Source organism: Flavobacterium movens (assembly GCF_039581425.1).
GTDB classification, from domain to species: domain Bacteria; phylum Bacteroidota; class Bacteroidia; order Flavobacteriales; family Flavobacteriaceae; genus Flavobacterium; species Flavobacterium luteolum.
In genome coordinates, this window is record NZ_JBCPXY010000002.1 from 113,308 (window position 1) to 127,460 (window position 14,153).

General features: G+C 34.9%; 11 protein-coding genes. 3 read left to right on the forward strand and 8 right to left on the reverse strand.

Annotated features, from left to right (window positions below):
* Window positions 1-75 precede the first annotated feature (75 nt).
* Together bglX and AAYQ05_RS03985 are read left to right on the forward strand one after the other, a co-directional pair.
* Entirely contained in the window at window positions 76-2,373 is a 2,298-nt protein-coding gene (bglX, locus tag AAYQ05_RS03980) for a beta-glucosidase BglX (RefSeq protein ID WP_343541279.1), read from the forward strand.
* A gap of 385 nt (window positions 2,374-2,758) precedes the next feature.
* On the forward strand, window positions 2,759-3,325 hold the full coding sequence (locus AAYQ05_RS03985) for an HdeD family acid-resistance protein (RefSeq protein WP_343541281.1): 567 nt from the start codon (window positions 2,759-2,761) through the stop codon (window positions 3,323-3,325).
* Between the two features lie 93 nt (window positions 3,326-3,418).
* Here AAYQ05_RS03985 and AAYQ05_RS03990 read toward each other — a convergent pair whose 3' ends face one another.
* Together AAYQ05_RS03990 and AAYQ05_RS03995 are read right to left on the reverse strand one after the other, a co-directional pair.
* The gene (locus tag AAYQ05_RS03990) at window positions 3,419-3,754 is read right to left on the reverse strand and encodes a DUF5615 family PIN-like protein (RefSeq protein WP_343541282.1); all 336 of its coding nucleotides are present in this window, start codon (window positions 3,752-3,754) and stop codon (window positions 3,419-3,421) included.
* Complete coding sequence (locus AAYQ05_RS03995) at window positions 3,754-3,984, reverse strand: DUF433 domain-containing protein (protein WP_343541284.1); 231 nt, start codon at window positions 3,982-3,984, stop codon at window positions 3,754-3,756. The genes AAYQ05_RS03990 and AAYQ05_RS03995 overlap by 1 nt, the downstream gene beginning before the upstream one ends.
* Before the next feature lie 172 nt (window positions 3,985-4,156).
* Between AAYQ05_RS03995 and mgrA the strand changes: the two genes are divergently transcribed.
* Window positions 4,157-5,113, forward strand: a complete 957-nt coding sequence (gene mgrA, locus AAYQ05_RS04000) for an L-glyceraldehyde 3-phosphate reductase (protein ID WP_343541286.1) — start codon at window positions 4,157-4,159, stop codon at window positions 5,111-5,113.
* A gap of 184 nt (window positions 5,114-5,297) precedes the next feature.
* Here the strand turns inward: mgrA and AAYQ05_RS04005 are convergent, their stop codons facing one another.
* The 6 genes from AAYQ05_RS04005 to AAYQ05_RS04030 form a co-directional block, all read right to left on the reverse strand.
* The gene (locus tag AAYQ05_RS04005) at window positions 5,298-7,280 is read right to left on the reverse strand and encodes a retaining alpha-galactosidase (protein ID WP_343541288.1); all 1,983 of its coding nucleotides are present in this window, start codon (window positions 7,278-7,280) and stop codon (window positions 5,298-5,300) included.
* 144 nt (window positions 7,281-7,424) lie between these two features.
* A complete protein-coding gene (locus AAYQ05_RS04010; RefSeq protein ID WP_343541290.1) occupies window positions 7,425-8,711 on the reverse strand; it encodes a glycoside hydrolase 5 family protein in 1,287 nt (428 codons plus the stop codon).
* Between the two features lie 132 nt (window positions 8,712-8,843).
* Window positions 8,844-10,034, reverse strand: coding sequence for an AGE family epimerase/isomerase (locus AAYQ05_RS04015; protein ID WP_343541291.1), 1,191 nt, complete (start codon window positions 10,032-10,034; stop codon window positions 8,844-8,846).
* Window positions 10,035-10,041: 7 nt separating this feature from the next.
* Window positions 10,042-11,232, reverse strand: a complete 1,191-nt coding sequence (locus AAYQ05_RS04020; RefSeq protein WP_343541292.1) for a glycoside hydrolase family 130 protein — start codon at window positions 11,230-11,232, stop codon at window positions 10,042-10,044.
* 26 nt (window positions 11,233-11,258) lie between these two features.
* Entirely contained in the window at window positions 11,259-12,650 is a 1,392-nt protein-coding gene (locus AAYQ05_RS04025) for an MFS transporter (RefSeq protein ID WP_343541294.1), read from the reverse strand.
* 229 nt (window positions 12,651-12,879) lie between these two features.
* Window positions 12,880-14,016 carry a glycoside hydrolase family 26 protein gene (locus AAYQ05_RS04030; protein WP_343541295.1) on the reverse strand — a complete coding sequence of 379 codons (1,137 nt, stop codon included), beginning with the start codon at window positions 14,014-14,016 and terminating at the stop codon, window positions 12,880-12,882.
* Window positions 14,017-14,153 lie beyond the last annotated feature (137 nt).

Consider the following 14,153-nt stretch of genomic DNA (forward strand, 5'->3'; position numbering starts at 1 on the left):
AAACTTAGAATCTTAGCGTCTCAGTCCCGATAGCTATCGGGATAGAACCTTAGAAAAAAAACTAACTAAACCACAATGAAAAATAAACAAATACTAATTATTGGGGTATTTTCCCTGTTTACTGTTGGAAATATGAATGCACAAAAAAAGCCGTATCTGGATAAGAATAAAACTGTTGAGCAGCGTATTGATTTGCTCTTACCGTTAATGACATTGGAGGAAAAAGTAGGGCAGATGAACCAATATAATGGCTTTTGGGATGTTACAGGACCTGCGCCAAAAGGCGGAACAGCTGAGTTAAAATACGAACATTTAAGAAAAGGATTGGTTGGGTCGATGTTGACGGTTCGTGGTGTGAAAGAAGTTCGTGCGGTGCAGAAAATTGCGGTGGAAGAAACCCGTTTGGGAATTCCGTTAATTATTGGTTTTGACGTAATACATGGCTATAAAACGTTAAGTCCGATTCCGCTGGCAGAAGCGGCAAGTTGGGATTTAGAAGCAATTAAAAAATCGGCGGCGATTGCAGCAGATGAAGCTTCGGCATCTGGAATCAATTGGACTTTTGGACCAAATGTTGACGTTGCGAACGACGCGCGTTGGGGACGTGTGATGGAAGGCTCGGGAGAAGATCCATACTTAGGAAGTAAAATTGGATATGCACGAGTTAAAGGTTTTCAAGGAGAAACCATTGCTGATTTGGCTAAAGTAAATACGATCGCGGCTTGTGCGAAACATTTTGCGGCTTACGGTTATGTTGAAGCAGGATTGGAATATAATATAGTTGATATTAGCAATTCGAAATTGTACAATTCGGTTTTGCCTCCTTTTGAAGCAACGGTCGACGCTGGAGTTCGTACGTTTATGAATTCGTTTAATACTTTGAACGGTGTTCCTGCGACTGGAAGCGCCTTTTTGCAGAGAGATATTTTAAAAGGAAAATGGAAGTTTGACGGATTTGTGATTTCTGATTATGCTTCGATTCGCGAAATGATCGCTCACGGTTATGCAAAAGACGAAGCCGATGCAACAGCAAAAGCAGTGATTGCAGGTTCTGATATGGATATGGAATCGTATTTATATGTTGCAAAATTGGTTGATCTGGTAAAATCTGGAAAAGTAAAAGAATCTTTGGTAGATGATGCGGTTCGCAGAATTTTACGCGTCAAATTTGAATTGGGTTTATTTGATGATCCGTACAGATATTGTGATGAAAAACGCGAAAAAGAAGTTGTTGGAAGCAAAGCGAACAACGAAGGCGTTTTGGATATGGCGAAAAAATCTATTGTCTTGTTAAAAAATGAAAAAAATCTGCTTCCGCTAAAGAAATCTGGACAGAAAATTGCTTTGATTGGAGCATTGGCAAATGATAAAAACAGTCCGTTGGGAAGCTGGAGAATTGCGGCTTCTGATGATACTGCCGTTTCGGTTTTAGAAGGAATGCAGCAATATAAAGGCAATCAGCTAACTTTTGAAAAAGGAGCTGATTTATTAAAACAAAAAGCGACTTTCTTAACTGAAACCGTTTTCAATGCAACAGATAAAAGCGGATTTGAAGCTGCAAAAGCAGCAGCAAAAAATGCCGATGTTGTGGTGATGGTTTTAGGTGAATACGGTTTTCAAAGTGGTGAGGGAAGAAGCAGAACTGATTTGAATCTGCCAGGTTTACAGCAGGAATTATTAGAAGAAATCTATAAAGCAAATCCAAATGTGGTTTTGGTTTTAAATAATGGCCGTCCGTTGAGTATTCCATGGGCTGCAGAAAATGTTCCATCAATTGTAGAAGCTTGGCATTTAGGTACGCAGGCTGGAAATGCAATTGCGCAGGTTTTATACGGAGATTATAATCCGAGTGGTAAATTGCCAATGTCGTTTCCTAGAAATGTTGGGCAAGTTCCAATTTATTACAACAAATACAGCACAGGAAGACCAACTGACAGTGATAAAAATGTTTTCTGGTCGCATTATATGGATGTGGAGAAAACGCCTCAGTTTCCGTTTGGTTTTGGTTTAAGCTACACGACTTTCGATTATAAAAACTTGAAGTTGAATAAAACGGCTTTCGCAAAAGGTGAAAAAGTTCAGGTAAGCGTTGAGGTTACAAATTCAGGAAATTATGATGGAAAAGAAGTGGTGCAATTATACATTCATGATGAATTTGCAAGTATCGTTCGGCCAATAAAAGAATTGAAGGGTTTTGAATTGGTTAATTTGAAAAAAGGTGAAACTAAAACGATAAGCTTTACTTTAACCGATAAGGAACTTGGGTTTTATGATAATGAAGGAAATTATTTGGTAGAACCTGGAACGTTTAAAATCATGGTTGGAGGAAGCTCTGATAAAGGTTTGCAGAGTGCTTTTGAAATTAAAGAGTAGCTTTTTTGAGGGACAAAGAAGCAAAGTGACAAAGGTTCAGCGTTTTTTAATCTCGCAATCCTGATAGCTATCGGGAGCAGAGTCGCAAAGTTTTTTGAATAGTCGCTAGTTTTAGCTAGGGAAATAAGATCTGAAGTTAGAGAGGGCTTGAGTCAAACCTGTAAAGTTTGGCTAAAGCCCTTTTCATTGTGATTATGTTTTCATCCAGCTAAAGCTGGAGGCTATTGATTTGTTAAGTGTTTATATGTCAGTATTTTATTATGGAAAAAGTGTTTTGGTTTACGCTTTTGTCTTATCTTTGATAGACAGCCAATTAAAAATATTTTTTGGTAATTAAAGGTAAGCTGAAAACTTTATAGAGTAGGCAAGATTTTAAAATAGTATTATGGAACATTCTTTATTTAAAAAAGTGAAAGCAGCAATTGATTATTGGTACATTCCGTTATTAGTGGGAATACTTTTTGTAATCATCGGATTTTGGTCTTTTGCCACACCTGTAAAAGCATATTTAACATTGGCATTTTTATTTAGTGTGTCGTTTCTGGTCAGCGGAATTTTTGAAATTATTTTTGCACTTTCAAACAGAAAAAAAATAGACAATTGGGGTTGGACACTGGTATCAGGAATTATAGGTTTGGGTGTTGGAATAGTATTAATTGCTAATCCGTTAGTTTCGGTAACCCTTTTGCCGCTTTATGTTGGATTAGCTATTTTGTTTCGTTCTATAATGGCTATTTTTATGGCTTTTAATTTAAAAAGTTATTCTGTTCCGGATTGGAAAAATCTTTTAGGATTAGGGATTTTGGGAGTGTTGTTCTCCTTTTTATTATTATGGAATCCTATTTTTGCAGGACTTTCAATAGTATATTGGACTGCTTTTGCTTTCATCGCAAGCGGTATTTTTTACATTTATTTTTCTTTCAAACTGAAAAGAATTCATGATTTAGAATAAACAATATAGTTTGGTTTAGCTTTTATATAAACAATAAATCCGACCGTTTTTTGAAATTGGTCGGATTTATTGTTTATATGAATTAATAAGCACTTAGTAAATTTCTAGAATCATTAGTTCAGTATTAGTTATAAACGATTCGATTATATGCTTTTTTGAGAACAAAATTTCAGCTATTTGTTTAGTGTTTTTATTGAAAGTTTTTAGAATTATAACTTTTGGAGGGGCTCCTTTTAAAAGTAATAACTTTTCAAAATCATCATCATGAGTCAAAATAGTTAAATTATTTACTTTCGCAAATTGCCAAATCTCAATATCTTTTGCTGGTTGATTTACTGGAATATCATTAGCATGTAAACAATTGAAAAAAGTATTTTCAACTAATTTAATTATTCTCCATGAGATATTTGCATCCAGAAGTAACTTCATTACGCTGCTATTATTTTCGTAATATTTTCTCTGTTAGCAGCAAAACTTAACGCAGCAAGAATGTGCTCTTTTTTTAATTCAGGAAAATCTTCAATGATTTCTTCAAAAGACATTCCTGTAGATAACCATGAGAGAATATCAGAAACACAGATTCTGGTTCCATTAATTATAGGTTTCCCAAACCTAATATCTTGGTTTATCGAAATTAAATTTTGCCAGTTATTTTCCATAGTTTTTATTATTTAAACAAATTTACAAAAATTAAAATGAATGATGTTTTTAATTTTCTCCCGCAGATTTAGCAGATCAAGTAGATTTTTTTAATCTCCAAAATCTGCTAAATCTGCGGGAGTTTTTTGTATTTTTAAAATCTATTAAAACTTCAACTTTTAAATTAAAACAATGAAATATAACAGATGTGGAAAAAGCGGTTTGCTGCTTCCTGAAATTTCTTTAGGATTATGGCACAACTTCGGTTCGGTTGATAATTTTGAAAATGCCGAAAGTATTGCCATTGAAGCTTTTGATAAAGGAATTACTCATTTTGATTTGGCGAATAATTACGGACCAGTTCCAGGTTCTGCTGAGGAAAACTTTGGTAAAATCTTATGGCATAATTTTCAGGGAAATCTTCGTGATGAAATCGTGATTTCTACGAAAGCAGGTTATACCATGTGGAAAGGTCCTTATGGAGATTGGGGTTCGAGAAAATATCTATTGTCAAGTTTAGATCAGAGTTTGAAAAGAATGAGCATTGATTATGTCGATATTTTTTATTCACATCGCCCAGATCCAGAAACACCGATTGAAGAAACCATGATGGCTTTGGATCACGCTGTTAGAAGTGGAAAAGCTTTGTACGTTGGAATCAGTAATTATTCTGCTGAACAAACCAGAGTTGCGGTCGATGTTTTAAAGCAATTGGGAACGCCTTGTTTGATCCATCAAGCAAAATACTCCATGTTGGAACGTTGGGTAGAAAACGGCTTGTTAGATGTTTTAGAAGAAAAAGGAGTAGGCTGTATTGCTTTTTCACCTTTAGCACAAGGACTTTTAACGGATAAATATTTAAAAGGAATTCCTGAAAACTCACGAGCTCATAATCCAAATGGGCATTTGAAAGAAGATGAGGTGACGCAGGAAAGAATTCAGAAATTAATTCAGCTGAATGAAATTGCTCAGAATAGAAATCAGTCTTTGGCGCAAATGGCTTTGGCTTGGTTGCAAAAAGATAAGCGAATTACGTCTGTTTTAATTGGAGCGAGTTCTGTAAAGCAATTGTGCAATAATATTGACTGTTTGCAGAATACTGAATTTTCGCAAGATGAATTGAATGCGATTGAGAAGATATTATCTTAATTGTAAATTGTGAAATTGTGAAATGTGAATTGTGAAATGGTGGACACGCATAATTGTAGAGGCCTTACTGTGTCTACGTCTGGTTAACATCACGAATATTAAAACCGACAGGTTTTTTAAACCTGTCGTTTTTTTTATGTGCAATTGACATTTCTACATTTTACATCTTACAAAAAACATTTTCTCAATATTTAATAATCATCGCCAATCCTCCACCGTTTGCTAAACGATATTTTAGTTTAGTAGTAGAGTCAACGGTAAGGACTTCTTTTTTATAATCAGTTGCAGCTTTATCTGCGTTTAATCCATCTGAGAAGATTTCGGCTTGGAATTTTTTGCCTTTTTCAAGGAAAGAAAAATCAATTGTTACTTCTCTAGAATCCCAATTTGTTATTGCGCCTAAGTACCAAGTGTTTCCTTTTCTTCTAGCAATAGAAACGTATTTTCCAACTTCACCATCAAGAACGGCCGTTTCATCAAAAGTAGTTGGAACTTTAGCGATATAATCAGTGCTTTCTTGTTCCTTCATATATGCAGTAGGGCTATCTGCCATCATTTGTAAAGGTGCTTCAAAAATAGTGTACAATGCCAATTGATGACATCTTGTTCCTTGACTCATTGGAGTTGAATGACTTGGCTTGAATTCGCTTTTTGTAGCATTTCGCATAGCGCCTGGCGTATAATCCATTGGACCCGCCATCATTCTAATAAACGGAATTGTGGTATCGTATAACGGAACATCATCATTTGGTGTCCATTTATTGTTTTCTAAGCCTTTTACACCTTCAAAGTTTAAAATATTTGGATATGTTCTCTGAATTCCAGTTGGTTTGTACATTCCGTGAAAATCGATTATCAATTTATGATTGGCTGCTTTTTGTGCAATATCATAAACTGAATTTACCATTTTGGCATCATCACGGTCAATAAAATCTACTTTAAAGCCTTTTATGCCTAGTTTTGCATAATTGTCAAAAACACCATCAATATTTTCATGCAAAGCCATCCACGAAGCCCACAAAATAATGCCAACGTTTCGTTCTTTCGCGTAAGCGATTAAAGCTTCCAAATCGACATTTGGATTGTGTTTCATAATGTCGGTTTCGATACTCCAGCCTTCATCCAAAACCACGTATTCGACTTTGTTTTTAGAAGCAAAATCAATATAATATTTATACGTCTGCGTATTAATTCCAGCTTTAAAATCTACGTTGTAAATATTCCAGTCGTTCCACCAATCCCAAGCTACTTTTCCTGGTTTTATCCATGAAATATCCTTTATTCTAGAAGGTTCTGCTAATTTCTGAACCATATCATTATTGGCCAAAGCCGCATCATTTTCAGAAATGACAATCGCTCTCCACGGAAAAGTTCTCGTTCCTTTTGTTTTTATTAAATAATCGGCTCTTTCTGTAATCAGTTTGTTGAGGTAATTAAAACCGCCGTTGGTTTCTTGAGTCGGGTATTTAGAAAAACGAGATTCAAAGCCAGTTTTATTTTTATTATTGGTTACAAAAAGTCCCGCATAATCTTCTAGATCAGCTTCTAAGAAAACGGCTTTTTTATGGTTTTTATAATCAATTAGAAATGGAAGAAAAGCCAGTGTGTTTTTAGAAAATTCACTTACTTTTTTGTTTTCATAATGCGATTCAAACGAAGATATAAACTGATCTTTCGGATTTCTTAAATCACGTACATACGGCATTAAAGTATTATAATCTTTGTCGAAATTCAGCACCACTTCTTCGTCTTTAACCGTAATCTCTTTTTTCTTTTTTGTGATGAATCGATACGCTGCCCCATCATCAAAAACACGAAATTCGAGAGCGAAATCATTTTTAAAATTTAGAATCAGTTTGTTGTATTGATCTTTTACGGTTTTCTTTTTGTAAAAAGGTGTTTCAAAAGAAGTATTTACACTTTCTTTTTTTGAATTTAAAACAACTGGATTTTTTCCTAAAACCTCATTTTGATATAAAGTCATCGATATTTCAGACGTAGCCAAAATCAAATCTTTTTCATGAGAAATTGACCAAGAGATTTTATCATGTACAGCAATTTTAACTTCGATTTTTCCGTCGGGAGATTTCAGAATAAAGTCTTGTTTCTTTTGTGAAAAAGAGATGTTCAGAAATAAAAAACAAAAAAGAATAAATATATTTTTCATGCTGTGCTTTTTTATCAAATTTCGATTTTGTTATTCTGTAGAGGCGCACTGCAGTGCGTCTACGTCCAGTTTACGTTCAGGATATTCTTTGTGTATAAGACGCACTGCGGTGCGTCTCTACAGAAAGTTGGGATGTTTCTTATTTTATTTTTTCAATTCCAAATTATAATCTTTTACAATTTTCAATGTTGATTTATCTCCGTTAAAAACAGAATTTAACCCTTGTGGTTCTTGTGGAGGATCTGTTGTAAAAGGCTCTCCGGGATTCCATTTTCCGTCTGGGTGAATTGCTTTTCCTTCACCGCCATAACCCCAGAAATTGGCAGCTCTTAACGGACCATTATTTTTAACGCTTTCAGCGACTCTTCCAAAAATGTAGCTGTAAAATTGATTTCTGTAAACAGAAGATGCTCCCGCATTCAGATTTTCATTTTCTCTCGGAAGTCCAAATTCTTCAATGATAATAGGTCTTTTCAGATTGTTTGCCACTTTTATATGATCGTCAATGTATTTACCAGCGTTTTCAATAGTTTTTGGCATTGTCGCTTCGGCATTATCAGCTTTAAACCAATTCCAGTTTTTTGGCCAGATATGCATTGTCAAATAATCAATGTTCTGATTTTGATGTGTTCTTTCGAAGATTTCCATGCTGTCGTTCGAACTATTTTTTCCTTCAGAACCTGTAGAAACCAAATGGTTTTTGTCTAAACTATCAATCAAATCCACAATGTTATTGAGCCATTTTGTGAATTTAGCTTCATTTTCTACTGTAAAAAGTCTAGGTTCGTTTCCAACTTGCCAAGACATAATCGTGTTGTCTTCGTTATATTTCTTTTTAGAATAAGCATTTGTTCTTCCAATAATAAACTTCACATGATTATTTAAGGCTTCTATACAAGGTTCACAGCTATGAAATTGTTCTGTGTACGACATAAACTGTGGCCAAGTATTCGGCGGAATATTCGGAACAGGAACTGGACCTTTACCATTCCATTCCAAATATTGCGACATTCCGCCTGACCATTCCCAGTTATTGGTCAAGTATAAAACGGCGTACATACCGCGTTTGCTCATTTCGTTAATCAGAAAATCCAATCCATCCAATAAATCTTCGTCGTATTTTCCTTGTTCATATTGCAGTGCTGGACGAACTGTAAAATCATATTTTCCTCCATCAGCACCAACTAAAACCCGTAAATTATCGATTCCGTTTTTCTTCATTAAATCCAATTCGCGCAAAAGTCTTTTACGATCGCCTATTTTTTTAGAAGCCAACATACTTCCATACCAATAATTGGTACCAATATAAGCGTACGGTTTATCACCTTTGTAAAATTCATTTCCTTTTACGGTTATTCTCTCCTGCGCCTGACAAGCAATTGCAGTAAAAATTAAGGCCAATGAAAGGGTTTTAAAGAATCTATTTTTCATAATTTATATTTTAAGGAGCTAATCCCGCTATACGCTATATCTTTTATGGTGAACCCCACCATAAAAGGATGCCGCTTCTATCGGGGCTAGGGCTTTACGTTCTGTAAGACGTTTTGATTTTTATTTGAAACCTTAATTCTCAATTCGATGAATAAGTTCTAGGCAAGCACGGCCATTGTGATAGGGACATTTCCAGAATCCAGCTTTGTCTTTTTTCATTATACTATAATCGCCATAAATTCCCCAATACCATTCTCCGTTTTGCCGGTCGATCATGTGTTTTTTTATGAATTTCCAGTTTTTGTAAACAATATCCAGATATTCCTCTTTTCCTGTTAATTGATAAGCATTATAAAAACCAATTAAGGCCTCAGCCTGTGGCCACCAATGCTTTTCGGCAATTAACTCATTTTTTTTAGGATCAAATTCGTACCATAAACCACCATCAGCATCTAAACCTTCTTTGGTTGCCTCTGCAATTTGAATGGCATGTTTTTTATAATTGGCAATCAAAGTTTCATTTTCTGAAATTTCGGCGCATTGCTGTAAAAGCCAAGCTGCTTCAATATCATGCCCGTATGAAATAACATCTGGTTTTTCTTTCCAATTTTCATCAAAAAACAAACGCAAATGTCCCGTTTCAGTATTGATAAAATATTTTTCGATGGTTTCTAGTAATTCGATAATAGTAGCAAGCAGTTTTTCATCTTTCCAAACTTTATATAAATTCACATAACCTTCAATAATGTGAAGATGTGTATTCATGGTTTTCTTTTCATTGGCATCTTTTGCACTCAATCGCAAATCTTCAATGGGTTGCCAATCTCTTGTGAAAGCTTCAAAATATCCTTTGTTTATAGGATCGTAACTGTGTTCCTCAATTTTTAGATACAGTTTCTTAGCAATTTCTAAAGCTTTTTCTTCTTTTGAAATCGAATAATATTCAGACAATCCATAAATCGCAAAGGCTAAAGCATAAATCTGGTTTTTGGTGTCTTTTGGAGTTTTATCCTCATTAATACTCCAAAAAAGACCTCCAAATTGGGTGTCATAAAAGTAAGCTACAAGAAACTCAAATGCCCTTTCTGCCAGTTTTTTGTGGTTTTTGTTTTTTGTGGTTTTGTAGCTGGCAGAGAATGTCCAAAGAATTCGGGCGTTTAAAACCGAACCTTTTTCGGCATGGGCAATCAGATGATCGTTAAAATCGATTTGACCAACAAAACCACCATTTTTCTCATCAATAGTTCGTTGCGACCAATAATTTAGAATGGAATCCAGTTCTGCAGTTAGTTCCGATTTTAAAAGCTTTATTTGTAATGACACGGTATTTTTAGATTGCGTTATTTTTTTCGATTTGATTAATAATCGTTTGAACTGAACCTGCAGAAATAAAAGTATCTGCTGGCGTATTAATCACATAATCAACCAATTTATCAACTGTAGAAACTGCCACATGCATTCTTGTGTCAGACGAAGCATAATATATGTAAACTGTTCCGTTTTCGCCTTCAATCCATCCGTTAGAAAACAAAACATTCGAAACATCGCCAACTCTTTCAATTCCTTCAGGTCCCATAAAATGTCCTGCAGGAACATGTGTTACTTTCGAAATATCATTCAAATCGGTCATGAACATGTATAAAGTGTAGCGTAATCCTGCAGCCGTATTACGAACTCCGTGGGCTAAATGTAACCAGCCTTTTGAGGTTTTAATTGGAGCTGGACCCAAACCATTTTTCAATTCATAAATGGTATGATATTGTTTTCCAAAAATAATTTTTTCGTCTTTTACAACTGGATTTTTCATGTCTTCAACATAACCTAAACCAATTCCGCCGCCTGAACCAACATCAATAAAACCATCTTGCGGACGTGTGTATAAAGCATATTTTCCGTTTACAAATTCAGGATGCAACACTACATTTCGCTGCTGTCCAGTATTCGAAATTAAATCAGGAAGTCTTTCCCAGTTTACTAAATCTTTAGAACGAACAATTCCAGCATTGGCAACAGCCGAACTTGTATCGCCTTTTGGAGCTTTTGGATCTTTTCTTTCGGTACAGAAAATTCCATAAACAAATCCGTCTTCGTGATTGATTAGGCGCATGTCGTATACGTTGGTGTCAGGTTCTTCTGTTTGCGGAATTACGCAAGGTTTATCCCAAAATTTGAAATTATCAATTCCGTTTGGACTTTCTGCAATGGCAAAAAACGATTTTCTGTCAATTCCTTCTACACGAACAGCAAGTAAATATTTGCCATTCCATTTCATTGCTCCAGCGTTGAAAGCGGCATTTACGCCAATTCTTTCCTGTAAAAACGGATTTGTGTTTTCGTTAAAATCAAAACGCCAGTTTAAAGGAACATGAGCAGCAGTAACAACAGGGTTTTTATAGCGTTCGTAAATACCGTTTCCTGCAATTTTTTGCGGTTCATTTTTTTGCTCAATCAGCGTTTTATGTTCTTTTTCTAATGCCGATTTTCTTTCTTGAAAATGGACTGAAGATGTTATTGTTGCCATATAATTGATTTCTATGTCTTTATTTTTTATTGATTTTGATCTCTCTTTTCGTTTAAATCTTGTTCTATAATCTGTAATTTTTCTTCTGATAAAGGGTAAAATGCTATAAAAGCGACTGAGATTGCGGCGGCTATTGCAGGCAGTATGCTTAACATTAATTGAATTCCGTTTTGAGCTGTTGCAGTTTGCTCGACATTGGCCTGAAAACCAAAATAACCTAAAAGCCATCCTGCTCCAGCTCCACCTATTGTCCATCCGAATTTTTGTGACATTGAGGATGCTGAAAATACCAATCCTGTTGCTCTGCGTCCTTGTTTCCATTCTGAATAGTCAGCGCTGTCGGCATACATTGACCAGATTAATGGGAAAATACAGCCCGCACAAACACTAATTAAAATTTGGAAACTCATGATTAAGAAAACATCTTCTTTTCCGAATAAATAGAAAACAAGACTTAAAATTGCTGCCAAAGCCATTGCTCCAAAAAAGGTTTTCTTTTTACCAATTTTATTGGCAATTGGCGTTGCAATGATAACTCCGATAATATTTGCTGCTTGTCCTAGAACCAGATAAATAGAAGTTGGTGTCATATGAAAATCGGTTCCGAAAAGTGAAAAATCGAAATTCACAGCATTGCTTACATAATATTTGAAGTAATAAACCGCAGCGCCATCACGAATTGAATTGAATACCAAAGCTCCAATTCCTGCTCCCAATAAAATCCACCAAGGTTTGTTTTTCCAAAGATCTTTTAAATCTTCTTTTAAGTTGTTTTGTTCGTCTGCAATAGGTTTGATTCTTTCTTTTGTAAAGGCAAAACAAGCCCAGAAAAATGCGGTGGTAATTAAACCGAAAACGGCAATTGTTGCCAGCCAGCCCGTTTTAGAATTTAAATTTCCTCCAAAATAATTCACCAAAGGTTCAATTAGCCAAAGTGCCAATAAACTTCCTCCAAAAGCAAAAACCATTCGATAAGACGAAAGTGTATTTCTTTCTTTTCTATCAGATGACATTACGCCCAAAAGTGAGGCATAAGGAACGTTGATCAAAGAATAAATCATCATCATTAATGAATAAGTCACGTATGCATAAATGATTTTTCCTTTTTCGTCAAAATCAGGAGTGTAAAAAGTTAAAACCCCAATTACGGCAAAAGGTATCGCTACCCAAAGTAAGTATGGTCTAAATTTTCCCCATTTGCTTTTGGTTCTGTCAGCCAGAATTCCAACAATTGGGTCAAAACAAGAATCCCAGATACGGGTAATTAAAAACATGGTTCCGACTACGGCAGGTGCCAATCCGAAAACGTCGGTGTAGAAAAACAGTAAATACATACTGAAAATTTTCCAGAACATAGATGAAGCAGCGTCTCCAAGTCCGTAACCGATTTTTTCTTTTAAACTAATTTTGTCGTGCATTGGTTATTTTTTAAGGTTGTAATTTATTTTGGGGCAATTATTTTAACTTGTTTGATAAAATTATTTTTAACACATAGAAACATAGCTTTTAGGAATTTACTAAAGGCGTTTCACTTAGAATAATACACATAGAACTATGTTTTAAAGCTTGCTTTTTCTTTAATCTTAAACTTAAAGGAGAAGCAATAAAATCTATGTTTCTATGTGTTGGAATATTTCGCCTAATTGATCATTTTAATTTTTTCTGAATGTCTTTTTCAAAGATAGTCTGATCGAGATTGTAAAAATCAACAAAATCTTTTTCGCTTACTTGTCCAGAAAATGGCGCATAATAATGCATTTTTTGCTCTTTTTCTTGCCAGCCGTGATTTCTCCACATCAAGACATAAGAAATTTTATAATCTCCAATTGCTTTTAGTAAAGTTCCCGTCCACCATTTTGGATCTGGAATGGCCTCATAACCAGCTTCGGCCAGTGCCATTGGTTTGTTTTTTTGAATAGAAATTTCATTTAAAATCTTAAATTGTTTTTGAACTTCACTTATAAATTTTTCACCATTCGGGTCATCATTGTTTTGATAAGTATCAAAACTTAAAATATCGGCATAATCATCTCCAGGATAATTGGCTAAAAAGTCTGCTTCGCTATTAAAACTCCCAGTATTGTATACATATATCAAGTTATGAACGCCTTTTTTCTGCAAATAATCAACTGTAAATTTCCAAGCCGTTTTAAATTCCTCTGGAGTGCAATTTCCTTTCCCCCACCAAAACCATCCGCCAGTAAGTTCATGAAAAGGTCTAAAAAGTATCGGAATGCTCTTTCCGTTTTTATCTTTTAAAGACAAAAAGAAAGCCGCAGCTTTATCTAGCCAAGAAGTAAATTTTTTATGATTTTCGGCACCAGGCAAAATTGTTTTTAAAGAATTAGGAACGTTATCCCAAGCATTTTTTCCAGTTGCAGGATTATCAAAGTGCCAGCTTATGGTAGAAATTCCGCCTCTGGCATTGGCATCAATAATATATTGTTTCATTTTAGCAAAAGGAACGCCGTCAATATTATTAGGTTTATTATTTTCTAAACCTGCAATATCCCATCCATAAACAGCAGGATAGTCGCCAACGACATCTTTTACATCGCTTCGTCCGTCTTCATATTTCCATTTTACACCGTAAGCCAAATCGTCTTGGTGTCCAAACAGAAAACCTTTTTTTGTTAATGTATTTAGGTTCTTATAAAGCGATTGTGTTTCTGGAGTGGCTTTTTTATCTGAAAGTGACAAAATTGTATTACTGTTGTTTTTTTGAGATTCACACGAAGTGCTTATCAAAACAGCAGTTAGGAGCATAATAAAATGTTTTTTCATTGTCGGATTATTGGTTGTTAATGGCGCTAAACGATAAATATACAATGATTTATAATTTGAAAATCTACTGTTTATATTACTCGAAAATTCTTTAGCGATTACTCTTTAAAATTATTAAAACTAAAAAAAGATATTCG